Source organism: Rhodococcus sp. MPR-R1B (genome assembly GCF_058793255.1).
The window spans coordinates 83041-108284 of record NZ_JBXAFO010000007.1; the positions used below are offsets into that span (position 1 = coordinate 83041).

Genomic DNA, 25244 nt, shown 5'->3' on the forward strand with positions numbered 1-25244 from the left:
AAGCACATCGTGAAATCTGACTTACCGCTCGCACAACGCGTGGTGCCGCCAATTCTTCTCGCCGCTCTGGTGTCGATCGTCGCCGCCATCCCACTGATCTCCAATCGGTGGTTCTACTACTGGGACGACAGCGCAGCAGCTTTCACGCCTGGTTGGCACACGATCGGCGAGCGAATCCTGTCCGGGTCATGGCCGACGCTCATCCCCGAATTGTGGGCCGGCGGCAATGTCACAGCCGAAGCCCTTTACGGGACATACAATCCCGTGATCCTTCTGGATTCGGTTGCCATTGCACTCATTCCGAACCTGGGAATCGGAATCACCCTGGTCAAGATGCAATTCATGGCGATTCTCGCGGTAGGCGTTTATCTGGTGGCCCGCCAGTACGGCGCCAATCGGTCGATGGCTTTCATCGCCGGATTTGCCATGCCGTTCGCCGGATACACGCTCTATTTCGACGCCTCCAGTTGGGCGTCCGGGCTGATCGCCTTCGCCTGGATCCCCCACGTCTGGTGGTCTACCCGCGCCAGCGCCCTCGGCCGAGTGAACCCCCTGGTACCGATCGTTTTCGGCTATCTTGCGATGACCACCGGAAACCCGTACGGCGCTGTCGGTGTCGCGGTCGTCTACCTCGCTGTCATAGCGGAATGCATCGCAATCAAACGCGCAGGCAGCATCAAATCACTGATGATCAGCGCGGCAGCGATCATCATGATGTCGCTGATCGTGTATCTACCGTTGCTCTTCACCACCGGCGTGTCGGTGCGTACTCAGTCCGGAATCGCGAACGACGGTTCGCTTCGACCCGATCTCGGTGACCTGCTCAATCTCTCCGGCCCGTCGAACCAGCCGTACGTCACCGCTTTCGCTTCGCCTGCCATGACGATTCCACTGGTGTACCTGGCCTGGTTCCTCATACCGCTCGCACCGTGGATTCAATGGAAGTCACTGAAGAAGTTGGGCCGCCACAGCGTCTCGCTGTTCGTATTCGGCGGAATCTACGTCGTACTACTTCTCGGACCGTCGAATCTCTGGCTGTTCCGTTGGCCAGCGCGACTGCTCGAGTACGGTCAACTGCCCGCAATCGTGGTCACGGCGGTCGCGCTCTCTGCCGGACTGCATCGTGACCGTATCCAGGCGAGAGCAATCATCACCGCGGGATTGTTGGCACTTCAGTTCTACCTTGCCTGGTCGAATGTCCCGGAAGACATCGGCATTCACTCGGCATCGCTGCTCATCACCGTGGTTCTCACCGTTTTCGCGTTGGTCGTGGCCTACCGAAAGCCCCGCTACCTCGCCGGTGCCCTCGCTGTCGGCATCGTCGTCGTGCTCAGTGCTCAGACCAATTTCTGGTTCACCGGAAACTACAACGTGACACCGTGGAAGTTCCCCCGGCAGGTGGCATTCCTGGAGTCCAAGTTCGAGGACCGTTACCAGGGAACCACTTTCGCGATTGCCGACCCCGTCAACATCCCGCCGGACAACGAAACCGGGCAGTGGGGTGACCTCCTGTTCGGCAACGCCTGGCAGCCCGCCGGAGTCAATGCCGTCAACAGCTACGCCGGAATCAGCTACAACGATTTCGTTCAAGCACTGTGCTTGAACTACTACGGCGGCGTCCAGTGTCCGGACGGCGTCGACCGACTGCTCGCTGAATCGCCGGGAACGGGTGTGTCCTGGCTCGACGCGATGCGAGTCGACACGGTCGTCGTTCAGAATTCCGGACCGTACGGCGGAAAACGCGCCCTCGACGCCCTACCCGAGGGCGAGTGGACCGTATCGCCGGATCGGGTGGTCACGGTCGGCCATCGCACCACCGAGCATCAGTGGCCCGACGGTCGCGTATCCGCAGCGACGCCTGGTCTCGACGTACGTGGCGATGCCGCCGCTACGGACACCAGGGAAACCGTCGAGTACACCGGGTCCGGCACGGTTACATTCGCCCTACTGGCCTGGCCGGGCTGGACGGCGACTGTCGATGGTCAGACGGTCGAGACGAAGGCGAGCCCCGGCGGGTTGTTGCAGGTCGATCTACCGCCGAGTGCCACGTCCGGATCCGCCCTCACCATCGAATTCAGTCCACCCGGAAGCACTTTCGGCTGGACTGTCGCCGGCGTCGGATTACTCCTGGCACTGTCTCAAGGTGCCTGGGCCTTCCGACGCCGACGCAGCGGTCAGGACGACAACGCTGCAGCCAACGCAGATTCCGTCACCTCGTGAACCGCGCGGTGAGCGGGCAGAATCGACGCCCGCTCACCGTCTGCGTCACCGGTGCCCTGCACCAATCCGAGGAAATGCGTCAGCTGCGCGGCAAGCGGTTCCTCGCTGTAGCGGATCGTCGGAATTTCGATGACCGTCTGCTGCTGGTAGCCGTCCCGATCGGTAGGCATGTTGTCGTCGATGTGCCGGTAGATCGTGATGTCGCGACGCAAGAGATCGATCTCGATGAGTCGATCGGCCTCGAGCAACGACAGCTGGCGAATCTTGCGCTGACTGATCCGGCTCGCGGAAATCGTTGCAACAGCACCTGATCCGAAGCGCAATACGGCGTCGGCGCAATCTTCCGACCGGTTCTGCACGGACGTCGGGTGGAAGTAGCCGAACTCCCCTTTTGCCAAACTGGGTTCCGAGCCGACAAATCCGATGGCAAGGTCGATATCGTGAATCAGCAGGTCCGTCGCGACACCCGTCGGAATGCGGGAAACGAACGGCGAGTGGCGGATACCGTTCACCTGCCACACATCGCCGGAGAACTCACGGGCGGTGCGGACAGCGGGATTGAATCGTTCGAGCAGTCCACACATGAGGGGAACACCGGACGCGCGTGAACGATCGACCAGGTCGACGCTCTGCTCGTACGTCGCAGCCAACGGCTTCTCCACCAGGACGGGCTTCCCCAGATCGAGAACCCGCCCGGCCAACTCGTAGTGCGCCGGCGTAGCGGCAGCGATCACGACAGCATCGATCTCGTCGAGGGAGTCGAAATCTGCAGCCCAACGCGTATCGAACCGCGCAGCAACAGCTTTGCCCTGCTCCTCGCGCGGCTCGATCAGCAGATCCAACTCGCACAGCGCCGACTGCGCGATGACCCGCGCATGCAGCGAGCCCATCTGACCGGATCCGACAAGAGCGATACGTGGCTTGCTAGCAGTCATTTTTCAGGCCTCCATGGCGCCGCGTACCGCGGCAACGATCTGATCGACGTCGCCGGCGGACAACGCAGCGTGGACGGGGATGCTCAGGCACCGCGACGCAACCGAAGTGGCCACCGGCGTCTCGTCGATGACGACGCGCGGATGTTCGCGGTAGCACTCGTAGTCGTAGACGGCCTTCGGGTAGTAGATGCCGCTACCGATGTCCTTCGCGGCCAGACGCTCACTCAACTGGTCGCGAGTGATCGGTGCGTCTTCCGCCAGCAGCAAGGTGAACTGATGCCAGACATGTCCACGACCGGACAGTTCGCTCGGCAGGATCAGTCCTTCGACGTCCTTCAGGCCGACACGCAAGGCCTCCGCATTCCGGCGGCGCGCCTCGACCTGCTGCATGTACGTCGCCATCTGGGGCAGAGCCAAGCTCGCCTGGAGGTCAGTCATCCGGTAGTTCTGGCCGACCATCTCGTACTGGTAGCGCGCCCGCATGCCCTGGTTGCGCAGGACCCGAAGACGATCGGCGATCGCGTCGTCGTCGGTCGTGATCATTCCGCCCTCGGCGGTCGTGAGGTTCTTCGTTGCATAGAACGAGAAGCAACCCACACCGAAACTGCCGGCGCCTCGCCCGTCGAACGTCGCTCCGTGGGCCTGAGCGGCGTCCTCGACCACAGTCAGACCGTTTTTCGATGCCAGCGGCATCAAGGCGCCCATGTCCGCCGACTGTCCGTACAGATGAACCGGCATCAGAACCTTCGTGCGGTCCCCGATTCGATCGGCAGCGACTGCCGGGTCGATGTTGAAGTCGGACTCGGAGATATCGGCAAACCTCGCGGTCGCGCCTGCCTCGAGAATTGCATTGAGGGTGGCCACGAACGTGAACGGCGTGGTCAGAACCTCGTCACCTGGCTGAAGATCCTGGACCTGAAGAGCCGCGATCAATGCGGTCGTGCCGTTGTTCACCGCCACCGCGTGTCGCGTTCCGACCAGCGCCGCGAACTCGTCCTCGAGCCGCTTCACCTTGGGTCCCTGCGCGACGATCCCCGATCGCAGAGTGTCCAGCACCTCGCGCTCGACTTCTTCCCCGAACGAGATACTGGATATCGCGATCACTGAGTTACCTCCGATAGGTTGCATTCATTCAGCACCGACGGTGTCGGTGCCGACCAACTGAGGGTAACGAAGCAGTCGAATGCTCTACGAAAGGATTCCCGTACATCATGCCAATCGGTAAGAATTGCCAGATTCATCCCACCGTTGTGATCGGAGACGAAGTCACCATCGGCGACGGGGTCAGCATCGGGCCCTACGCGGTCCTGACGGGATCGCTCGAGATCGGCGACAACTGCTGGATCGGTTCGAGCGTCAGCCTCGGCGCCCCTCCCGAATGGATAGGCAAAGAGCACCCTCTGACATGGACCGAACGCAGCCCTCACCAGGGCATCGTCATTGGCTCAGGTACCACGATCCGCGAACTGACCACGGTTCATCAAGGCGGCGAGCGACCGACGATCATCGGGCGCAACTGCTTCATCATGAACCGCACTTCTGTAGGGCATGACGTCCAGATGGGTGATGGATGCACCGTCGCTCCGTCGACCACTTTCGGAGGCCACGTCACGATGGGAGATGACGTCAACTTGGGAATCAACACTGTCATCCATCAGCGGCGTGTCATCGGAACCCGCGCGATGGTGGGGATGGGTTCAATAGTTCCGAAGGACGTTCCTCCGTACGCAACGGTGTTCGGCAATCCAGCGAAACTTCACGGGACCAACCGGGTCGGAATGAGTCGGTCGGGAATCGCGGAGGAGGACATCGCCGCGATCGAAGCCGTGTACGCCGCGGGCAGCTTCGGCACGTCACCGGCCATTCCGGACTCGCTGTCGAACGCCTTCACCTGGTGGCGGGAACGCGCCGACAAACCGCTCGTGGTTTAGCGAGACAAATCCTGGTTGGTATCGTCTGCGAAATGACGAACGGGCGGGATGCAGGCGCGTGAGTACCTCTCCCGAATCTGAACAACCGGTCGAAGACGTCGAACCGGCCGCAGAGCCGAACGCTCTACGCGGCCTTCTCGTCAACGCATTCAAGGTCCTCGTCACCCTCGCGATCGTCGTCGCGATCATCTTCGCGGTGAAGTCCCAATGGTCCGAGGTCAAGAACACGATCACCGAGCTGAACTGGTGGACGCTTGCCGCCTCGTCGGTGTTCATCTTCCTCGGTATGGGTGCCGCAGTGCGGGCCTGGCAGCACGCACTCGGCGCCCTCGAACAACCGATTCCGGCCTTCGACGCCGCTCGCGCTTATCTGGTCGGCCAACTCGGCAAGTACCTTCCCGGCAGTGTCTGGGCCTTCGTTCTGCAAACGGAACTCGTGAGGCGCGCCGGTGTGTCCCGTGCCGCAGGCTTTGTCGCAGTGCTGGTCACGGTGGGGTTGAGCACAACTTCGGCGCTGGTCGTCGGCCTCTTCGGTCTACCTGCCCTGTTCGAGGTCAGCACGGCGGCAGCGGTCGGCGTGATCATCCTCGTACCGATCGCATTGGTCTGCGCCTACCCGCCGGTGCTCACACGCCTGGTGAACCTTGCGCTGAAACTGCTCCGCCGCACGCCGCTGCACAAGCCGCTCACGATGCACAAGATTGCGCTCGCATTGGGCTGGTGCGCAGCAAGCTGGGTGCTCTACGGCATCCAGTTGTGGTTGCTCGCGTCCAGTTCGGCGGGCTTCGAAATCCGTGGGCTCGTCCAGTGCATCGGCGCTCTCGCCCTCGGTATGTGCGCGGGCGTCCTCGTGTTCGTCGTCCCGTCCGGAATCGGTGTCCGCGAAGCCGTCATCGTCGCAGCGCTTTCACCGTTCATGGATGCCGGCGTCGCGCTCGGCCTCGCACTGGCGTCGAGGCTGCTGTTCACCCTCTGTGAGGTCTTTGCCGGCGTCGTGGCTGCACTGTCGGGATCACGAGGCCTGCGCAATGCACTCGTGCACGAGCGCTCGCGGGTGCCGGACCCCACCAAAGCCTGACGTTCGGTCAGACCACTTTCTCGGACGCGGAATACTGCGTCTCGACGCCGGCCTTCTGCGGACGCCACCACTGCTCGTTGTCGCGATACCACTCGACGGTGGCTTCCAGTCCGCTTCGAAAATCGCGGTACTGCGGCTTCCACCCGAGCTCCTGCTGCAGTCGCGTCGAATCGATCGCATACCGCAGATCGTGACCAGGGCGGTCGGTGACGAAGTCGAAATCGTCCGGCTTGCGTCCGAAAATTTCGAGCAGAGCCGCAATCACCGTCCGGTTGTCGGTTTCACCGTCGGCGCCGATCAGATAAGTCTCGCCGGACTTTCCGCGGTCCAGAATGTCCCAGACGGCGCGGTTGTGGTCCTCGACGTGAATCCAGTCGCGGACGTTGCGGCCTTCCCCGTACAACCGTGGACGCACTCCGTCGAGCAGATTGGTGATCTGGCGTGGGATGAACTTCTCCACATGCTGGTACGGGCCGTAATTGTTGGAGCAGTTCGAGATGGTCGCCGCGATCCCGAACGAGCGCACCCAGGCGCGCACGAACAGATCACTCGACGCCTTGGACGCGGAGTACGGGCTCGACGGGTTGTACGGTGTCGTCTCCGTGAACTTCGCCGGATCATCCAGTTCGAGGTCGCCGTACACCTCGTCGGTCGAAATGTGGTGATAACGGACCCCGTGCGAACGCACTGCCTGCAGGAGCGAGAAGGTTCCCATGACGTTGGTGCGCAGAAACGGTTCGGGGTCGGCGAGGGAATTGTCGTTGTGGCTTTCGGCCGCGAAGTGCACGACTGCGTCGGAGCGCGAGACAAGATCGTCGACCAGCGGCTCGTCGGCCACGTCGCCGTGGACAAACGTGATCCGGTCCTCGACGGACGCCAGGGACTGGCGATTTCCGGCGTAGGTCAGAGCGTCGAGAACCGTGACTTCCACGTCGGGACGCGTCGCCACCGTCTGATGAACGAAATTGGCACCGATGAAGCCGGCACCCCCGGTGACCAGTAGTCGCACGTCATCTCCTCAGGCTCATCGGACGAACCCCACTTTAGCGGCCGGGCGTGTCATGTCCGTTTGCGTCGGCAGGCAGGAGTGCAGGACACTGCACGCATGCGCGGAATCATTCTGGCCGGTGGCACCGGGTCGCGGTTGCACCCGATCACCCTCGGAGTGAGCAAGCAACTCTTGCCTGTCTACGACAAGCCGATGATCTACTACCCGCTCTCCACTCTCATGCTCGCCGACATTCGCGACATCTTGATCATCACGACCCCACACGACGCCGAACAATTCCGCCGGGTTCTCGGCGACGGCTCACAATTCGGCGTCAACCTCACCTATGCAGTGCAACACGAACCGAACGGCCTCGCAACGGCATTCACCCTCGGCGCAGAGCACATCGGATCCGACTCCGTGGCGCTCGTCCTCGGCGACAACATCTTCTACGGCCCCGGCCTCGGAACCCAACTCAGGCGTTTCTCCGACATCGACGGCGGAGCCGTATTCGCTTACTGGGTCTCGAATCCGACCGCCTACGGCGTCGTCGAATTCGACGACTCGGGTCGCGCCGTGTCCATCGAGGAAAAGCCGACGTCGCCGAAATCCAATTACGCAGTCCCCGGCCTCTATTTCTACGACAGCGACGTCGTGGACATCGCACGCACTCTGAAGCCCTCTGCGCGTGGCGAATACGAAATCAGCGACATCAATCAGCACTATCTCGAAGCTGGCAAACTTTCTGTCGATGTCCTCCCCCGCGGAACCGCGTGGCTCGACACCGGCACACCCGATTCCCTGCTCGAGGCAGCGAACTACGTGCGGACCATCGAACACCGCCAAGGCCTCAAGATCGGTTCCCCTGAAGAGGTTGCGTGGCGTCAAGGATTCATCAGCTCCGACCAATTACGCACTCAGGCAGAAGCATTGGGAAAATCCGGGTACGGCAACTACCTACTCGAGCTGCTCGAGCACGGCAAGGAATGGTGACGTGGAAATCCGTCCACTGAAGATCGCCGGAGCTTGGGAAATTACACCGAAGCAGTTCGGCGACAACCGCGGTGTCTTTCTCGAATGGTTCAAAAGCTCCGCCTTCACCGCCGCGACCGGCCGCACTCTCGACCTCGCGCAGGCCAACTGCTCGGTTTCCGAAGCCGGTAGCCTCCGCGGGATCCACTTCACCGACAATCCGCCCGGACAGGCGAAGTACATCACCTGCGTGAAAGGTGCCTTCCTCGACGTTGTCGTAGACCTGCGCGTCGGATCACCGACCTTCGGCGAGTGGGATGCGGTGGTGATCGACGACGTCGATCGACGAGCGGTGTTCCTGGAGGAAGGCCTCGGCCACGCGATCCTTTCACTCGAAGACGGATCGACAGTGATGTACCTGTGCAGCATCGAATACTCGCCCCACCTGGACCGCGACCTCGATCCCTTCGATCCGGAACTCGCGATCGAATGGCCGAGAACAGACCGTAAGGGCAACCCTCTGACCTACGAGCTCTCCGCAAAGGACGCTGCCGCGCCGTCCCTGGCAACGCTCCGCGCGGACGGCATGTTGCCCGGTTTTGTGGCCGAAGATTCGCCGAATCGGTAATCTTCACCTTTCACGACTCGATGGCATGACACCGGCGGGACGGACGGCTGGATGACCAAACGTGCGAGCAGACGCGGCCTGTGGACGGCCGTCGTTCTCGCAGCCGGCCTCGGTGGTCTCGCGCTGGTCGCACCGCCCCTGACTCCGGGAACGATCGAGTCCGCACCGGTCACCGTCATCACGACCACCCCACCCGCGCCGGTTGTTCCACTCACGCCGGAGGAGCTCTCGGCCCGGGTGGTCCCCACCATCGTCACCATCACGGCGCCGGCCGGATTCACCACCACTGCTGGGACCGGGATCGTGCTCTCCCCTGACGGAGTGGTGCTCACGAATCACCACGTCATCAGCGGAGCTTCGGACGTCACTGCCGTCAGCATGTCCAACGGGCTGATCTACGACGCCGAGATCCTCGGGTACGACAGCGTCAGCGATCTTGCCGTCCTTCGACTCGCGGGCGCTGACGATCTGCCGGTGGCTGTGGTCGGCAAATCAGCAGAAGCCGCTCGCGGGGACTCCGTCACCGCAATCGGAAATGCGGAAGGCGGCGGAGTACCCGTCCCTGCTCCCGGCGTCATCACCAACCTCGGTGTCACCGTCAACACCCGCAACGTGTCCGACGGATCGCGAAACCAGTTGAAGGGCCTCATCGAGGTCGACGCGGACATCCGGCCTGGCGATTCCGGTGGCCCCCTGGTCAACGCCGTTGGCGAGCTGATCGGCGTCAGCAGCGCGGGCAACGCCGTCACCGACCGCACCGAAACCTCACCGGCGCCTCAGTCCTACGCGATACCGATCGACACCGCACTACCGATCGTCGAGCAGGTACTCGGTGGCCGCTCCTCCGAGACCGTGCGTGTGGGACCGACACCCGTACTCGGTGTCGCGGTGAAGGATCACGCGGACATGCCGGCCGGCGCCGAAGTTGTTGCCGTGAGCTTCGATTCGCCGGCCGAGCGGGTGGGGCTGACCAAAGGTGCGGTCATCACCGAGTTCGGTGGCAGCCGGATCGCGTCGTCCGCTGATCTCAACGCGGCGATGAGCTCGCGCCGCCCCGGCGACACCGTCGCGGTGACGTGGGTGGACGCAACCGGGCAACCCGGGACCGGTTCGCTGGTCCTCGACGAGGGGCCACCTCGCTAGTCGTACAGGGCGCCAGCCGTGAAAGCATCGTGGCATGACCACGGTTCTCCTGCTCACCTGTGACGGCGCCGCCCGCGAGGCGGATGTCGAAAGCAAACTCGTCATGGAAGCTCTCACCTCCTACGGCATCGCGTCGACGATGGCGCCGTGGTCGAGCCCGTCCCTCCTCGATATCGACGCCGACCTGGTTCTGATCCGGTCGACCTGGGACTACACCCAGCGCCTCGACGAATTTCTCGCCGTTCTCGATCAGCTGACCGCTCCGATCGCCAATCCACTCTCGATCGTGAAGTGGAACGCATACAAGGGATACCTCACCGAACTTGCCGCGGCCGGCGTACCTATCGTCCCCACCGCTGTGATCGCTGCCGGACAGAGCGAAACACTCACCCTCCCTTCGTTCGAGGGTGCCGACGTCATCGTCAAGCCGGCAGTGTCCGCCGGCGCTGTCGGAGTGGGAAAGTTTGCCTCGGGGTCCGCGCAGGCCCACGCTCACCTCAGCTCGATCCTCGACGGCGGTAACGACGCGTTGGTCCAGCCATTCGTCTCGGACGTCGTCGACGGTGAGCGCTCGATCATCCACATCGGCGGACGCTACTCGCACGCTGTCCAGAAGATCCCGGCCGCCCACGACTTCCGCGTGCAGGAATTTCACGGCGGAACCAACCACCTCCACCAACCGTCCGCCGCCGAACTCGCGGTGGCCGACGCAGCACTGGCCGCGACCCCATGCGGCCCCGGCGAATTGCTTTATGCACGTGTGGACGTCGTGGGCCCGGTGGATCAACCACTGCTCATGGAAGTGGAATTGATCGAGCCAGAACTCTTTCTGCCATTCGCCCCTGGATCTGCCGACGCCCTCGCACGGGCAGTTGTCGCGTCACTAGGTCGGTGACGCGCCACGGAGTGCCTTCTTGTCGATCTTCCCCAAAGCAGTGAGCGGCAGCGCTTCCAGAATCGAAATCTCCTTGGGCGCCCAGATCGGACCCTTGTGCGATCTCACGTGCGCGATGAGTTGATCGGGTGTGACCGACCATCCCGTCTTCAGTACGACTGCGGCGGTAACAGCTTCTCCCCATTGAGAATCGGGGACACCGAATACCGCACATGCTGCCACCGCGGGATGATGTCCGAGTGAGTCCTCGACTTCGCGCGGGTAGACGTTGAATCCACCACTGATGATCGTGTCTTTGATGCGGTCGACGATCGAGATGAGCCCACTTTCGTCGATTCGAGCAACGTCGCCGGTGTGCAACCACCCATTCGCGAGCGCTGCAGCGGTTTGTTCAGGTTTGTTCCAATAGCCGTCCATCACGAGCGGACCTCGCACACAAAGCTCGCCGGGTACGCCCGTCGCCGTCTCGTTTCCCTGCTCGTCGAGCAACACCACTTCGACACCTGGCATCGCGCGCCCACAACTCCCCAAAACTGCGGGATCGTCCGTGTGCTCACGTGTATCGAGTACCGTTAACGCATTCGGGGCTTCGGCCTGACCGTAATGCTGGCTCAGGATCGGCCCGAACACCGCCCCTGCCTGCTCGAGCCTGGTGGGGTCGATGGGTGCAGCACCGTAAAGCATCCAGTTCAGCCCAGACAGATTCGCATCCGACAGGCGTGGATGGTCGAGTAAGGCATAGAGCATCGTGGGAACCACGAATGTAGCTGTGACTCCGCCATTTTCGATGGCGTCGACAACTCTGTCCGGGTCGAACGACCTGTGCAACTCGAAGCTTGCACCTCGCAGCAGACCGGGTGCGACGAGCAGACCGGCAGCATGAGACATCGGCGTAGTGAGCAGCATGGTGGTTTCAGCCGGCCACTCCCACGTGGTGCAGGCCCAGGCATTGGCGACCAAGGATCGGTCCCTGAGCATGACGCCTTTCGGCTCACCGGTGGTTCCACCGGTGTAGAAGAGATACAAAGCTCGACCCTGACCGCCTAAGCCTGAACCTATTCCCGCCGTACCCAATTCACACGCTGATTCGAGGGCTGACAGTGACATCACTCGAGTCTGTGCCGCTTCGGCGCGTACCTGGAACTGTCCGTCGGCAACCAACAGGAGATCGGTACCACTGTCTTTCAGCACCATCCTGTCGTTCTCTTCGGTCGCGAGCGGATGGAGTGCCGTGTAGCGCACGCCCGCCAGACACGCCGCGGCCATGACCGTGAATGCTTCAGGACACGGCCCCGCAAGCAGGGCGACCCCGGCTCCGTCCGGCAGAGCGAAGCTACTGAGGACACCTGCAATCCGCTCGATCTGTTCCGCAGTCTGCCGATATGTCAGCTCGGCCCGATCACCGTTCCGATCCGTGAATCGAAACGCGATGTGGTCTGGTCGGCGTCGCAGCGCCGACAGAATCAGATCCGCATATCCCGCTTGCACCTGCAAGCCTGGCGCCATCGGTTCATCGTTCATGATGTCCGCGTTCATCGTGGCCCTCCCAAGATCGTGACCGCGGCGACGGCTTCCTCGATGCCGTAGAGACCTCCGCCGTTCTCTGCGACCGCGATTCGAGCACCCGGAACTTGTCGCCGCCCTGCTTGTCCACGCAACTGCGTGACAAGTTCGAAGACCTGCGCCAGTCCCGTTGCCGAGACCGGATGACCACGGGACTCGAGCCCACCTGACGGATTGACCGGACGCACGCCTCCCAACGAACTCGCACCGGACGCCGACCACGCGCCGCCCTCACCGATCGGGCAGAACCCCAGATTCTCGACCTGCTGCACTTCACCGAAGGCCGTGGCGTCGTGGACCTCTGCCACATCCACATCGCCTGGCCCGACTCCGGCTTCCTCGTATGCGCTCATTGCTGCACGGCGACCGATGTGACTCTCCACGTCATCTGCGGTCCGATCCGTGCCTGACACCAAGCTGCAACCGAGTACCTGCGCCGCCCGCCGAGAGGAATCGTGCCTTCGAGCAAAGTCCGCACTGGTCACAATGACCGCCGCTGCACCGTCACTGACGGGCGAGCACATCGGAACTGTCAGAGGCCACGCGACTCGCCTTGCGGCAAGCACCTCTTCGGCGCTGAAGAGTTTGCGAAAGTGCGACCGCGGATTGTGTACGGAATGCGCATGATTTTTGGCTGCTACGGACGCGAGCTCGAACTCGGTGGTTCCGAATCTCTCCATGTGCGCCCGGGCAAGAGAAGCGTAGATCTCCATGAACACCGACCGCTCACCCTGCGATCCGAGTGCATCCGGCAGCGGAGCGGACAGCGAAGCAAGGCCCGCGAGCGTCTCGTCGCGATGCGCAACGTCGAGTGCACCGTCGAACACCTTCAGACTTCGAGCCGGATCCGAGCACACCAGCTTGTCCACCCCGACCGCCAACGCGACCTCGGACAGACCGGCGCGAACGTGGGCGATCGCCAGCCAGAGTGCAGTCGCGCCGCCGGCGCAGGCATTTTCGACATTGACGACCGGGACTCCCCCGAAACCGTATGGCCTCAAGGCAATCTGGCCTGGGATCATGTGCTGCCGGTCGATCGCCTTCTGGCTGACTGTCGCGTAGAAGACCGCACCGACGTCACCGCGGGTCAGGCCCGCGTCTTCGACGGCATCGATCGCCGCACGCCCCGCCAATTCCGAGGCCGCGGTATCCGCGTGCCGCCCGAAGAGAGTCGCGCCGACACCGAGAACCATGACTTCGCCGCTCACGCCACCACTCGATTCCTCAATACACCGAGGCCGGTGACCTCGAGTTCGACTACGTCTCCCGGTTCCAGGAACCGCCCGTGCTCCAAGCCGCATCCACTCGGCACGGTGCCGGAACAGAAGACTTCACCCGGGTACAGCCGCGTGGAAGTCGAAGCGAACGAAATCACGTCCTCGAAACGATGGTCCATGTCGGCGCTGGTTCCTCGGCTCACCTCGTCTCCGTTGATTCTCGCGGTCATCTCGAGTTGGTAGGGGTCACCGACTTCGTCGGCCGTCACGATCCAGGGCCCGAGGACATTCGCGTTCGAAAAGTCCTTGCTCTTACTGAGACCGAGTCCGGTGGAGATCTCCTCGAGCTGAGTATCGCGGGCGCTGAAATCGTTGAAGATGGTGTAACCGAAGATATGCGCAGGGGCATCCGCGCGTGAGATGTCGGTTCCACCGCGCCCCAGCACACAGGCGAATTCGAGTTCGTAATCGCGCAGGCTCGAGTACTCGGGCCACACGACGTCAGATTTGTGTCCGGTCACCGCCAATCGGTTCGCTATGTAATACAGCGGGCGCTCCAACTGGATCTTCGGCAGTTCGACGTCCTCGAGTGCGACCCCTTGAATTCGGGCGCGAGCGTTGCGGAAGTGATCCATGAAGCAGCCGAAGTCTCGGATCTGGACCGGCTGAGGAAGCGGCGACATCCAGCGCACATCACCTGCGTCGACGATTGCACTTGCCGGCGGCTCGTCTGCGAGCCGATCCAGGGTCTCCCGTGCCGCCGGACCACCTTCGATGATGGTTTGCATGGTTTCCAGTTCTGGAGCCGGTTTTCCCGTCACATCATGATGAGCTCGCTCGAGTAACAACAGTTGCTCGCCGCTGCCCGTCACCAGAGCCGTCTGCTGAGTCTTTTCGTATTCGACGGTCGCAAGTTTCACTGTGAGTCAATACCTTTCACTGAATTGTTCGTTAGGTGAGGCAGGAATTTTGCTCAGACGAACGCGACCACACGAGCCGGGGCAGCGCTGGCTCGCGCAAGCTTGATCGGGAAAAACGCCACGTGAAATCCCGAGGGCGGAAGCGCGGCGAGGTTCGCCAGTTGCTGAACGATGAATACTTCACGTTCGCGTCCGGCCCGGTGCCCGTCCCAGAGAACCGAGTTGTCCCCGGTGTCACGAAATTTCTGCGCCATGACTGCAAAGCTCAAGTCCCAGCCGGCAGCGTCGGTGCCCAGCACCTTCGCGCCTTGCTCGGCGAGAAACAGCGTGCCTTCGCGACTCATCCCTGGATACTGAAAGAACCCTGGATCAGCCAAGGTGAAGCTCTCTTGTCCGGTACGGAGCAACACGGCACCACCCTGGGGAACGGACGCACCGTTTTCCGCCAGGGCAGCTTTCAGCGCGTCCACCGAGATCGGCTGATTCGCCTCGCACCGGCCGCGCAGGTCGAGCACCACTGTCTCGCAGAACAATTCATCCAACGCGATGTCTGTGATCGTGCGAGAAGGCTTACCCTCCGAGGTTGATCCGTAGTGCAACGGCGCGTCGACGTGTGTGCCCAGATGGCTGTTGAACTCACTCAACATCTCCGATCCCCACCCCTCACCGTCCGGAAGATCATGAACTCCGCACTGCAGTGCTGCCGCGAACTCGTCGCGTCCGGCACCTGCGGGGTGCGAGTAGGTCACCGAGGGGGCAACGACGGAAGCCAGTGCCTTCAAACCCTCGGGGAGCAATTCCCGATCGGCCGGATCGAGAGTTCTAGTCAGATCGATGAGTTCCATGTCCGCCCATTCCGTTAAGTTATTGGACGCTCAGCATAGAACTGGACGATCAACATAGGCAAGAGGGTGTCGCGAGAGGAATACGGCCGGCCGATGGCCGGCCTCGTAGCATGAGTGCGGTGCGCAGGTCTCGGCCCCGACGGGCGCGTCGACGTCACCGCGTGCCGGAATTGGCTGCACTCGAGAACGAAAGAAGGCAGGAACACCGAATGGCGTCGACACGCAAGCAGGAGATTTCCGAGGAAACCAGACGGCGACTGGTGAAAGCCGCGGCCGAACTGGCTGCCGAAGGCGGGTCGACCGCGATGTCCGTACAAGCCGTGGCAGAAAGATCCGGTATCAGTAGAGGGTCCGTGGCCTGGCACTTCGGATCGAAGGACGGGCTTCTACGAGCCGTCGTCGAGGACGCATTCCGGTGGGGCATGGAAAAGCTACGCGCAGAGTTGGCATCATCCTCGGCGACTGGAATCGAAGCATTGATCGAAGCCAACTTCGTACTGATGTCATACCCCGAGGCACGAATTTTCTCGACCATCTTGATCGAAGCCGTGATTCCCGGGTCCACCATCCGCGAGACCTACGCAGAGCAGTACGTCGCAATGCGAACGCTGTACGCGGACTACCTGCGTTCGATCGACACCCCGGTCGCCAATCCGGAGTTGGTTGCCGTCACCCTTCTGGCCGGCACTCTCGGGATCAACCTCCAACATCGCCTCGATCCCGACAACGTCGATCGACGTTCAGCAGTAACCGAGCTCGAATCGATCTATGCCCGCGCGATGGCACCTACCACAACGTCAGGACACGAGAATCCCTAACCGGACCGGAAGTTCAACTTCCCGAACAACTTTCGCCCGCGACCTGGGGCGGGACCGCATCCAGCCTGGCGCGAATGAACCTGGCAACGTCACGTAGCGCAGCCCGGCTCTCCGGCAAGCCAGGCCAGACGGCGGGAAACGCGTGAACCTGGCCGTTCCAGATCTGCAGCGAGCACAGCACCCCCGCGGCGGCGAGCCGTTGCGCCATCACCTCCGAATCGACTCTGAGCACCTCGGATTCGGCGGCGATCAGCAACGACGGCGGCAGAGCGGCCAGATCGCCGTCGACGGGTGAGTTCGTCTGTCCGCCAAGCTTTCCGATCGCCATCAATGCCGACACCGGGGCGATCACGTCGCGTCGAGCGTTGGCGTGGACTGATTTGGTGGTGCAATCGAGATCGAGGAGAGGTGAGAGCCCGACAAGACCGGCCGGAACCTCGAGCCCCGCGGAAACAGCTGCAAGTGCCGTCGCGAAGACCAGAAAGCCTCCGGCCGAATCGCCAACGAAGACAACCTTTTCCGGCAAGGCTCCCTGTTCGAGGAGCCACCGGTATGCATCGAGACAGTCGTCGACGGACCCGCTGATGCTCGTGCTCGGCAACTGTCGATATGCGATGTGCAGGACCGGAAGGCCGGTTCGCTTGGCGATGCTTGCAACGACCGGCCGATGCGTGTTGAGCCCGCAGCACATGAACCCGCCGCCGTGCAGGTAGAGAACAACACCGTCGCGCAGATCAGCCGTCGAGCCTGCCGTCCGCACGAGTTCACCGTCGAAACCTGGAAAGCGAATCGCTTCCCGATCGATCCCGGACGGAATGCGTACACCCGCGGCCGAGTCCAGCACTGCGGCGCGGCGCATGGCGCCAGGCGTCAGCGGCGCGATCCCGACCACGGGCCGAAGCATCCATCGGCACGCGTTGTAGAGGACCTGCGATTCGATACTCGGCCTGCCGTATCGAGTTCCGGTCCTTCGACTGACTGTCGGCAACAGAGACATCTGTCCAGATTAGAAGCGATCAGGCACCGAAGAGGTCGACTTCGTCGAGATCGTCGACGATCGTGACCTTTCGTTTCCGCCCGCCGATGACCTTGCCCAGACCGCGCAGTCCACCGGACTGAGCTTTCGGGGCGGGTTCGATGCGCTGCGGCGCAACTCTCGTCCGCGCTGCGCGCTGAACAGGCTTGGGGGCGGGGGCTGCCGCAGGTGCCGCGGGTTCGGGAACCTCGGCTGGAACCACACCTTCCGGCTCCACGAAGCCCTGAGCAACCGGGGCCTCGGGCGCGACCTCAGCGGCTTCCTCGACCTCCGCCACCTGCTCCACCCGCACCGGTCCGTCGATCACCGGGATGTCCGACGCCCAGCGGACCCGATACTCCAGACCGCGCGACGCCAGCTCACGCGCGAGATCGCCGTGCCAGACCCCGTCTTCGCCGTCGCCGTATGCCCGTGCGTCGGAGCTCACCCAGATGACGTCGACGCCCGGGTTGCGGTCGGCGAGATCGAGCACGGTCAGCCAGTTCAGCGTCGCCGGATATCCGTCTCGCTTCTTCTTGTCGGTATAGGGCCGACGCAGCGAGATCGCCCTCTCGGCCACCTCGAGATGCGAAACGTCGACTGGATCGACCACTTCGACGCCGATCGCCACGAGGTCTTCGATCACGTCGTCGACGTAGCCGTCGGCCTTGTCGTGAGCCGCGTCGACGAACCTCGTAAGGTCGCGCCGCAACCCCAGTCGGTCGTACATGCGCGCCTGGACGCTCAGGGCCGCGATCATCTCCGCCGATTCCTCGCGGTAGCGACTCGCAACCTCGAGGACGACCAATCGCGGCACGACGACGCGGTGTCCGAGTGCGCGAGCGTCGGCGATGGCAGTGTCGAACCGTGCGCCCCTGGTCAGGGCCGAAGAATCGAGAACGATGATCATGGGCTCGATTCTCTCTCGAGAAACCGGACGAATGCGCTAATCCACCCCGAACCGTTACTTGATCTTGAAGATCACTGCCCGCTGAACGATGAAGTTGATGACCGTCGCGGTGCCCTGCGCGATGACGAAGGCCAGCGGTGTCCGCCACCAATGCTCGTCGAAGACATGGACCATCAGTTCGTTGAGTCCGACCTGAACCGCAAAAGTGACCGCGTACAGCGCGACTACAGCGATGAAGCGGGCGCGAGAAGGCTCGGCCTTGAACGTCCACCGACGATTGATGAGGTACGCCGTCGTGGTGCCCGCAACGAAGCTCAGCGATTTTGCGGCGACGCGCGGCAACCCCAACGCGAGGAGCAGCACATACAGCCCGTAGTCCACGACCGCCGACAGCCCACCCGTCGCGACGAACCGGACGATCTGCGTTTTCAGGTCCAACGCGTCGTCGGCGATGTCCGTCGTGACAGGAATCTCGACGGGCAGCGGGACGTGGGGTTCGTGCTGGTGACTTGCAGGTGTTTCGGGCACGACGACGAGAGTAACCACTCGAGTCGGAGCCGTCGGCACTACTCCCAGGTAACCTCTACCTTGATGTCCACGACAGCAGAAGAGACGCCGCAGCCGGCTCTCCACACCCAAGCCCGCACCCTCACCGGTTGGGGACGCACCGCCGCCACCACTGCACAGGTGCTGTCCACCCCCGACGTGGAAGTGATCGCCAACGCGGTCGCCCAGGTTGCGGAACAGAACGATTCCAAGCCCTCGCATCTGCGACGCGGCGTCATCGCGCGCGGCCTCGGCCGCTCGTACGGTGACCCAGCGCAGAACGCCGGCGGCCTGGTCATCGACATGAATGCCCTCAGCCGCATTCACCGCATCGATCGCGACACCGCTCTGGTGGACGTCGACGCCGGCGTGAATCTGGATCAGCTGATGAAGGCTGCTCTGCCGTTCGGCCTGTGGGTTCCGGTCCTGCCGGGTACTCGTCAGGTCACGATCGGCGGCGCCATCGGCTCGGATATCCACGGCAAGAACCACCACAGCGCGGGCAGCTTCGGCAACCACGTCGTGTCGTTGGATCTGCTGACGGCCGACGGCAAGGTTCGCACGCTCACCCCCAAGGGCGGGCGCAACGACCCGAAGGCCGCACTGTTCTGGGCCACGATCGGCGGCATGGGCCTGACGGGCATCATCTTGCGGGCAACCATCAAGATGACACCGACCGAGACGGCGTACTTCATCGCCGACGGCGACGTCACCAACAGCCTCGACGAGACCATCGCGCTGCACAGCGACGGCAGCGAGGCCAACTACGAGTATTCGAGCGCCTGGTTCGACGCGATTTCCGCGCCCCCGAAGCTCGGTCGTGCGGCAGTCTCGCGCGGATCTCTGGCGAAGCTCGACCAGCTTCCGGCCAAGCTGCAGAAGAACCCGCTCGCCTTCGACGCACCGCAGTTGCTGACGTTCCCCGACGTCTTCCCGAACGGGCTGGCCAACAAGTTCAACTTCACCGCGATCGGTGAGGTCTGGTTCCGCAAGTCCGGCAAGTATCGCGGCAAGGTCCAGAATCTGACGCAGTTCTACCACCCGCTCGACATGTTCGGTGAGTGGAACCGCGCGTACGGATCCAACGGATTCCTGCAGTACCAGTTCGTGGTTCCGCCGGAGGCCGTCGACGAGTTCAAGAAGATCATCGTCGACATCCAGCGCAGCGGGCACTACTCGTTCCTCAACGTGTTCAAGCTCTTCGGCGAAGGCAATCAGGCGCCGCTGAGCTTCCCGATCCCGGGCTGGAACATCTGCGTCGACTTCCGCATCAAGCCGGGCCTGAACGAGTTCGTCACCGAACTCGACAAGCGTGTCCTCGAATTCGGCGGACGCCTGTACACGGCCAAGGACTCGCGGACGTCCGCGGAAACCTTCCACGCCATGTACCCGCGCATCGACGAGTGGATCGCGACGCGCCGCAAGTACGACCCCACAGGCGTTTTCGCCTCCGATATGTCCAGAAGGCTGGAACTGTGATCAACGCTGTAGGTAACCCGCAAACCGTTTTGCTTCTCGGTGGAACCTCCGAGATCGGCCTCGCCATCTGTGAGGAATACCTGAAGAAGGCGCCGCTCCGCGTCGTTCTGGCGGCACTCCCTGGCGATCCGGGACGCGAAGCTGCGGTCAAGCAGCTCGAAGCGAAGGGTGCCACCTCGGTGGAGCTCATCGATTTCGACGCCGTTGATTTCGAATCGCACCCGAAGGTGATCGACCAGGCGTTCTCGAACGGTGACGTCGACGTCGCCATCGTCGCCTTCGCACTGGACGGTGACTCCGAAGAGCTGTGGCAGAACCAGCGCAAGGCCGTTCTGGTGGCAAACGTCAACTACACCGCTTCCGTCTCGGTCGGTGTTCTTCTCGGCGAGAAGATGAAGGCTCAGGGCTTCGGCAAGATCATCGCGATGTCGTCGGTTGCCGGCGAGCGCGTCAAGCGTGCCAACTTCGTCTACGGATCCACCAAGGCGGGCCTCGACGGTTTCTACCTCGGACTCGGCGAGGCTCTCGCGGAATTCGGACCGCAGGTCACCGTCGTTCGCCCCGGCATGGTGCGCACGCAGTTCAGTGCCCACGTCAAGGAAGCTCCGCTGACGGTCAACAAGGACATCGTCGCGAAGCTCGCTGTTGCCGCCTCGGACAAGGGCAAGGAAATCGTCTGGACTCCCGGCCCGTGGCGCTTCGTCATGATGGGTCTTCGCCACGTGCCGCGCCCGATCTTCCGGAAGTTGCCGGTTTAAGCTCCTCCCGTGCCAGAAACAACAACTGCTCCGAGTACAGACCTTTCGACCCCGTCGCCGTGGCGTAATGCCGCGGCGACGGTGGTGGAAATGGCCCTCGGAGCGCTGGTCGCCGCTGTTGTAGCCGCTGTCGGGCTCTTTGCTTTCGGCCGAGTGCAGTGGCCGGCGTTCACCTCTTCCAATGTCACGCAGGCAGTCACGACGGTGCTGCAGGTGCTCTGCATCGCAGTGGTCGGTGTTGCGGTTCTGATGTTCCGCGCCCGCAAGGCCGAGCGGGTCGCAAAACTCCTCTCGTGGGCCGGGCTCTCCGGCTTCGTCACCACGACGCTCGGACTTCCCCTGGCCGCGACGAGTCTGTATCTGCACGGCGTCTCGGTCGATCAGCAGTTCCGGACCGAGTACCTGACCCGGCTGACGGATTCTGCTGCGCTGCAGGACATGACGTACGTGGATCTGCCGCCGTTCTACCCGGCCGGCTGGTTCTGGATCGGTGGACGCGTCGCGAACCTGCTGGGAATGGACGGCTGGGAAGCCTTCAAGCCTTATGCGATCGGCTCGTTGGCTGTCGTCGCCGTCGTTGCACTCGTGTTGTGGACCAAGCTGATTCGACGCGATTGGGCCGTCGTCGCGGCATTGGCCGTCACTGCCGTCGTGTTGGCGTACAACTCCCCCGAGGCGTACGGCGCCGTCATCAACCTCCTGATCCCGCCAGTGCTGATCCTCGCGTGGGGCGCATTGGACCGGCCGGGGGCATCTCGATTTGCCGGAGCCGGCGCAATACTCGGGACGGGCCTGTTCCTCGGTCTCGCCGCAACGGTCTACACGCTCTATCTCGGATTCGCCGCGTTCGCAGTGACTCTGATGGCCTTGGTTGCCGCAGTACTTGCCGCACGCGCCCAGAACACGTGGAAAGCCGCACTGGGATCCCTCGTCAGGCTCGCCGTGATCGCGGTGATCTCCGGCCTGGTGGCTCTGACCGTCTGGACGCCGTACCTGCTGAAGGCACTCTCCGGTGCCACCGCAGAGTCCGGCACCGCAATGCACTACCTCCCCGATTCCGGTGCGGTGCTGCCCTTCCCGATGCTGAGCTTCACCCTCGTCGGCGGACTGTGCCTACTCGGCACGATCTGGCTGATTTCGCGGTTCCTGTTCTCCCGCCGCGCCCGAGCACTCGGTATCGGTGTCATTGCCGTGTACCTGTGGGCATTGCTGTCCATGACGTTCACCGTCGCCGGCAGTACGCTCCTCGGTTTCCGACTGGAGCCGGTCCTGATCGGACTCCTTGCCGCCGCCGGTGTGTTCGGTTTCTTCGAGTTCGCCGGTTGGATCGTGCTGGCCACCAGCGAAAATCCTCGCGTCAAAGCGGTACTGGTTGCACTCGGTGTCATCGGAGCCATCGCCTTCGCGCAGAACATCCCGCAGGTGCTGGCGCCGGATATCGCTGTGGCATACAGCGATACCGACGGCAACGGCGAGCGCGGGGACAAGCGACCCCCGGGTGCCGAAGCCAATTACGCCGACATCGACCGGATCATTCGCGAGCAGTTGGGACGCGAACCCCATGACACGGTGGTCCTCACTGCCGACATCGGCTTCCTCAGCTTCTACCCGTACTTCGGCTTTCAAGGACTGACGTCGCACTACGCGAACCCGCTCGCCGATTTCCGTGCGCGCGCCGCGCTGATCGAGCAGTGGTCGGAACTGAAGACGCCTGACGAACTGATAGCTGCGCTGGACTCGGCGCCGTGGCGCAGCCCCGACGCCTTCGTCTTCCGCCAGGGCGCCGACGGGTACACGCTGCGGTTGGCAGAGGACGTCTACCCCAACGACCCGAACGTCCGCCGCTACACGGTCACGTTCCCCAAGGAACTGTTCGACGATCCTCGTTTCACCGTGACCGAGCAGGGGCCGTTTGTGGTCGTTACCCGCTCTGACGCAATCTAACCAGGAGATACGTCACAAAAGGCTTACCGTCGGGGTCGTTGACGCGACCCCGACGCACCCCTAACTTCATACCGTGCCCCGAACCGATGCCCGAGCGGCGATGATCGATGCAGCCGAGCGTCTGGTTGCCGAGCGAGGTCTGGCCGCTCTGACTCTTCGTGATGTTCAGACCGAAGCCGGGCAGGCCAACAAATCGGCTGCGCAGTATCACTTCGGGTCACGTGAAGGTTTGCTGGCGGCCGTCGTCGAGTCCAGAATGCGACCTGCCGGTGAGCGTCGTCGTGAGTTGCTCGACACGATCGATCTCGACGCGAATCCACCGACGATGCGTGCCCTCGTCGAGGCTCTCGTCCTGCCGTTGGCGGAACAGACCATCTACCGCGAGGGCACGTTGTACGCGCGGTTCCTGGTGCAGTCGATCTTCGACCCGGCGATGTCGTCGACTATCCGTGACCACATGCAGGCCGAGAGTTTCCGCGAAGTTCAGCGGCGGATAGTCGCTGCGTCCTCGTTACCGGCAGAGATCGCCGAACTTCGGGCGGGAACTCTGACCGTGCTCACCGTCGTCACTTTTGCCACGTGGGAAGGCCGCGTCGACAGCCGCGAACGTGCGCACGTGATCGTTGCCGACCTGATCGAAAGTTGCCTCGGAGCACTCTCGGCCCCGGCTGCGCAAATCTGACACGCTGTCCGGCGAGTTTGTTTCCGAAACTGCCGGGGTACTCAGCCCCTCCAAGCGCAGTCGAGCAAACGGCCGCATCAACCACCGGCGGGGTAGGTGATGACAGTGAGCGAACTCGTTGCGCAAAGCCGCGAGCTTGTACCGCATCGTGCAGTTCTCGATTCCGCAGAGCATGTTCTGGTCATTGCGCGCGGCAAACCGTTCGGGCGCGAACAGGCTTTCCATGAAGTGTTGAGCGTCGCGATTCGCAATCGCATCGAAGTACTCACTCTGGCAAGGGCTCTCATCGACGTGTCCGAGTCCCGCGACTACCGCGCGATCCCGACCGACACCGCGCACACTGTTGCGGTGCTCGAATGGGGCGAGCTACTCGAGATCCCCACCGAACACCACGAGAAGTCCAGGGCCGAGTCATCCGAGGACGTCGATGAATCGAGTGAACCCGACGATCCGATCGAACCCGAGTATCTGGTCGAGACCGACGTGGGCGGACGGGTCGTCTTCGTCGCCCTCGCGTTCACGATCGGCGGGATAGTCGGATTCTTCGCGCACGACTGGGCACTTCTGCTTCTGATCACCGCCGTGTACCTCGTGTGGATCGCGGCACGGTTGGTCGCGAAACTCGTCAGTGTTTCCCGTAGTGCCCACTGGGCGGACGCTTCGCCGATTCGTGGCGCCGATTCGACCACACGGAACGCGGAAAACTCCCACCATCACGCTGTTGCAGCGTGACGGCGGGAGCATCCGCTTTCGCTAAAGCCTCTGCGGTACACCGTAAGTGACGACGGTATCGCCATTCGACGTGACAGCCTTCGCGTACGGCCTGATGGTCACCGGACCGATGGCTCCCTGTACGTAACCGTGAACTCCGGACAGACGGACAGCGGCTTCGGGACCGTCGAACTCCTGATCTTCGAGCAGTGCGACGTCGGTGATACCGCCCGGCGCCAGATCGACGTCAAGTTCCTGCGACGGAATGATGTCACCACCGATGACGAACCCGTTCGATATGTCCAGTCCCAGTTCGAAGTCCGGAACCAGGCCGATACCGAGGTTGGTTCCACTCTCGACAGCCCAGTCGAGACCAGGACTGTTGAGAACGACCGTCGCGCCGGTCAACGCGATCGGGTAACCGATCTGATAACCGATCGTCAGCTTCGTTCCGGTGAAGCTTGCCGCGTCCGGCCCGTCGATCTTCACGCCGGCAACCCCGTCGTGGAAGAACTCGACACTCAGCGGTGAGCTGTCGAGAGGCGGAAAGACGTGGATAGCGGTATCAGCCTGGAAGACTTCTATCCGATTTCCTTTGACGTCGGTGATCGAACTGGTGTTGTCAACGCCTGCCGACGCCGTCCCACCCCCCAGGACAACGGCCAACAAGGCCACTGCTCCTACTGCGCTACTACGAACTGCTGTCTTCGACATGCACAAGCACCATCCCATCCGGTATAGGCCCCGGACGTAGGTTCCAACTCTTCGTCGAGGATGGGATTCGTCGGGGCTGCCTGAACAAACGCGAGCAAGATCCTTGTTGCGATACCCCGGTCACGAACCCGTCAAACGGTGCACGAAAACATTACTTTCCGGACAAGTCGGGCGGACCGGTTTGTCCCGCTGACTGCGCCCGCTCGCGGACGCGAACCGTTTTGTTCGTTACTCTGACAGAGGAAGTTATCGAATCGAGACCTAAGTAGGCCACCCCGAACTTCTGAGAACTGCCACTTCAGGGATGGGCGCCAGAACCGAAAGGCACCGAC

Annotated in this window: 24 protein-coding genes; 13 read left to right on the forward strand and 11 right to left on the reverse strand. The window is 62.7% G+C overall.

Going from position 1 to position 25244, the window contains the following annotated elements; translation table 11 throughout:
• The first annotated feature begins 9 nt into the window (after window positions 1–9).
• Entirely contained in the window at window positions 10–2220 is a 2211-nt protein-coding gene (locus tag AC1Q61_RS12230; RefSeq protein ID WP_054825476.1) for a hypothetical protein, read from the forward strand.
• Here AC1Q61_RS12230 and AC1Q61_RS12235 read toward each other — a convergent pair.
• Together AC1Q61_RS12235 and AC1Q61_RS12240 are read right to left on the reverse strand one after the other, a co-directional pair.
• The gene (locus tag AC1Q61_RS12235; RefSeq protein WP_215515571.1) at window positions 2175–3155 is read right to left on the reverse strand and encodes a Gfo/Idh/MocA family protein; all 981 of its coding nucleotides are present in this window, start codon (window positions 3153–3155) and stop codon (window positions 2175–2177) included. The two genes, AC1Q61_RS12230 and AC1Q61_RS12235, sit on opposite strands and share 46 nt — an antisense overlap.
• A 3-nt stretch (window positions 3156–3158) precedes the next feature.
• On the reverse strand, window positions 3159–4259 hold the full coding sequence (locus AC1Q61_RS12240; protein WP_007731790.1) for a DegT/DnrJ/EryC1/StrS family aminotransferase: 1101 nt from the start codon (window positions 4257–4259) through the stop codon (window positions 3159–3161).
• A 107-nt stretch (window positions 4260–4366) separates the two neighbouring features.
• On the opposite strand from AC1Q61_RS12240, the gene AC1Q61_RS12245 reads away from it, so the two are divergent.
• Together AC1Q61_RS12245 and AC1Q61_RS12250 are read left to right on the forward strand one after the other, a co-directional pair.
• Complete coding sequence (locus AC1Q61_RS12245; protein WP_007731791.1) at window positions 4367–5086, forward strand: DapH/DapD/GlmU-related protein; 720 nt, start codon at window positions 4367–4369, stop codon at window positions 5084–5086.
• Window positions 5087–5144: 58 nt separating this feature from the next.
• Window positions 5145–6164: a lysylphosphatidylglycerol synthase transmembrane domain-containing protein gene (locus AC1Q61_RS12250; protein WP_042921215.1), complete on the forward strand. Its 1020-nt coding sequence runs from the start codon at window positions 5145–5147 to the stop codon at window positions 6162–6164.
• Between the two features lie 7 nt (window positions 6165–6171).
• Here the strand turns inward: AC1Q61_RS12250 and rfbB are convergent, their stop codons facing one another.
• Window positions 6172–7173, reverse strand: coding sequence for a dTDP-glucose 4,6-dehydratase (gene rfbB, locus AC1Q61_RS12255; protein ID WP_042921217.1), 1002 nt, complete (start codon window positions 7171–7173; stop codon window positions 6172–6174).
• A 96-nt stretch (window positions 7174–7269) separates the two neighbouring features.
• On the opposite strand from rfbB, the gene rfbA reads away from it, so the two are divergent.
• Genes rfbA through AC1Q61_RS12275 form a run of 4 tightly spaced genes read left to right on the forward strand, consistent with a single transcriptional unit; the run spans window position 7270 to window position 10790 of the window.
• Window positions 7270–8145, forward strand: coding sequence for a glucose-1-phosphate thymidylyltransferase RfbA (gene rfbA, locus AC1Q61_RS12260; protein ID WP_003943968.1), 876 nt, complete (start codon window positions 7270–7272; stop codon window positions 8143–8145).
• Between the two features lies 1 nt (window position 8146).
• Entirely contained in the window at window positions 8147–8752 is a 606-nt protein-coding gene (locus AC1Q61_RS12265; protein ID WP_042921219.1) for a dTDP-4-dehydrorhamnose 3,5-epimerase family protein, read from the forward strand.
• 51 nt (window positions 8753–8803) lie between these two features.
• Window positions 8804–9895, forward strand: coding sequence for a S1C family serine protease (locus AC1Q61_RS12270; protein WP_003943984.1), 1092 nt, complete (start codon window positions 8804–8806; stop codon window positions 9893–9895).
• A gap of 34 nt (window positions 9896–9929) precedes the next feature.
• Complete coding sequence (locus AC1Q61_RS12275; protein ID WP_064113905.1) at window positions 9930–10790, forward strand: ATP-grasp domain-containing protein; 861 nt, start codon at window positions 9930–9932, stop codon at window positions 10788–10790.
• Here AC1Q61_RS12275 and AC1Q61_RS12280 read toward each other — a convergent pair.
• The 4 genes from AC1Q61_RS12280 to AC1Q61_RS12295 are packed head-to-tail and all read right to left on the reverse strand — an operon-like array spanning window position 10779 to window position 15335.
• On the reverse strand, window positions 10779–12326 hold the full coding sequence (locus tag AC1Q61_RS12280; RefSeq protein WP_051649530.1) for an AMP-binding protein: 1548 nt from the start codon (window positions 12324–12326) through the stop codon (window positions 10779–10781). The two genes, AC1Q61_RS12275 and AC1Q61_RS12280, sit on opposite strands and share 12 nt — an antisense overlap.
• Window positions 12323–13561, reverse strand: coding sequence for a thiolase family protein (locus AC1Q61_RS12285; RefSeq protein ID WP_042921221.1), 1239 nt, complete (start codon window positions 13559–13561; stop codon window positions 12323–12325). The genes AC1Q61_RS12280 and AC1Q61_RS12285 overlap by 4 nt, the downstream gene beginning before the upstream one ends.
• Window positions 13558–14490: a fumarylacetoacetate hydrolase family protein gene (locus tag AC1Q61_RS12290; RefSeq protein WP_030535808.1), complete on the reverse strand. Its 933-nt coding sequence runs from the start codon at window positions 14488–14490 to the stop codon at window positions 13558–13560. Before AC1Q61_RS12290 ends, AC1Q61_RS12285 begins: the two co-directional genes overlap by 4 nt.
• 53 nt (window positions 14491–14543) lie before the next feature.
• Window positions 14544–15335: a cyclase family protein gene (locus AC1Q61_RS12295; RefSeq protein ID WP_051649531.1), complete on the reverse strand. Its 792-nt coding sequence runs from the start codon at window positions 15333–15335 to the stop codon at window positions 14544–14546.
• 209 nt (window positions 15336–15544) lie between these two features.
• On the opposite strand from AC1Q61_RS12295, the gene AC1Q61_RS12300 reads away from it, so the two are divergent.
• Window positions 15545–16153 carry a TetR/AcrR family transcriptional regulator gene (locus AC1Q61_RS12300; protein ID WP_172827057.1) on the forward strand — a complete coding sequence of 203 codons (609 nt, stop codon included), beginning with the start codon at window positions 15545–15547 and terminating at the stop codon, window positions 16151–16153.
• Window positions 16154–16166: 13 nt separating this feature from the next.
• Here AC1Q61_RS12300 and AC1Q61_RS12305 read toward each other — a convergent pair whose 3' ends face one another.
• The 3 genes from AC1Q61_RS12305 to AC1Q61_RS12315 are packed head-to-tail and all read right to left on the reverse strand — an operon-like array spanning window position 16167 to window position 18606.
• Entirely contained in the window at window positions 16167–17150 is a 984-nt protein-coding gene (locus AC1Q61_RS12305) for an alpha/beta hydrolase (protein ID WP_492650899.1), read from the reverse strand.
• Between the two features lie 19 nt (window positions 17151–17169).
• Entirely contained in the window at window positions 17170–18078 is a 909-nt protein-coding gene (locus tag AC1Q61_RS12310) for a PIN domain-containing protein (protein WP_042921224.1), read from the reverse strand.
• A gap of 54 nt (window positions 18079–18132) precedes the next feature.
• Window positions 18133–18606 carry a GtrA family protein gene (locus AC1Q61_RS12315; RefSeq protein WP_074447111.1) on the reverse strand — a complete coding sequence of 158 codons (474 nt, stop codon included), beginning with the start codon at window positions 18604–18606 and terminating at the stop codon, window positions 18133–18135.
• 63 nt (window positions 18607–18669) lie between these two features.
• On the opposite strand from AC1Q61_RS12315, the gene dprE1 reads away from it, so the two are divergent.
• From dprE1 to AC1Q61_RS12340, 5 genes are all read left to right on the forward strand, one after another.
• Window positions 18670–20103 (forward strand): decaprenylphosphoryl-beta-D-ribose oxidase, encoded by a 1434-nt coding sequence (dprE1, locus tag AC1Q61_RS12320; protein WP_003943934.1) that lies wholly within the window; start codon window positions 18670–18672, stop codon window positions 20101–20103.
• Window positions 20100–20861, forward strand: coding sequence for a decaprenylphospho-beta-D-erythro-pentofuranosid-2-ulose 2-reductase (gene dprE2, locus AC1Q61_RS12325; protein ID WP_007731800.1), 762 nt, complete (start codon window positions 20100–20102; stop codon window positions 20859–20861). The genes dprE1 and dprE2 overlap by 4 nt, the downstream gene beginning before the upstream one ends.
• 90 nt (window positions 20862–20951) lie before the next feature.
• A complete protein-coding gene (locus AC1Q61_RS12330; RefSeq protein WP_042921256.1) occupies window positions 20952–22805 on the forward strand; it encodes a galactan 5-O-arabinofuranosyltransferase in 1854 nt (617 codons plus the stop codon).
• A 73-nt stretch (window positions 22806–22878) separates the two neighbouring features.
• Window positions 22879–23487 (forward strand): TetR family transcriptional regulator, encoded by a 609-nt coding sequence (locus AC1Q61_RS12335; protein WP_003943927.1) that lies wholly within the window; start codon window positions 22879–22881, stop codon window positions 23485–23487.
• 99 nt (window positions 23488–23586) lie between these two features.
• The gene (locus AC1Q61_RS12340; protein ID WP_202022615.1) at window positions 23587–24219 is read left to right on the forward strand and encodes a hypothetical protein; all 633 of its coding nucleotides are present in this window, start codon (window positions 23587–23589) and stop codon (window positions 24217–24219) included.
• A gap of 21 nt (window positions 24220–24240) precedes the next feature.
• Here AC1Q61_RS12340 and AC1Q61_RS12345 read toward each other — a convergent pair whose 3' ends face one another.
• Entirely contained in the window at window positions 24241–24912 is a 672-nt protein-coding gene (locus AC1Q61_RS12345; protein ID WP_003943954.1) for an MspA family porin, read from the reverse strand.
• Between the last annotated feature and the right edge of the window lie 332 nt (window positions 24913–25244).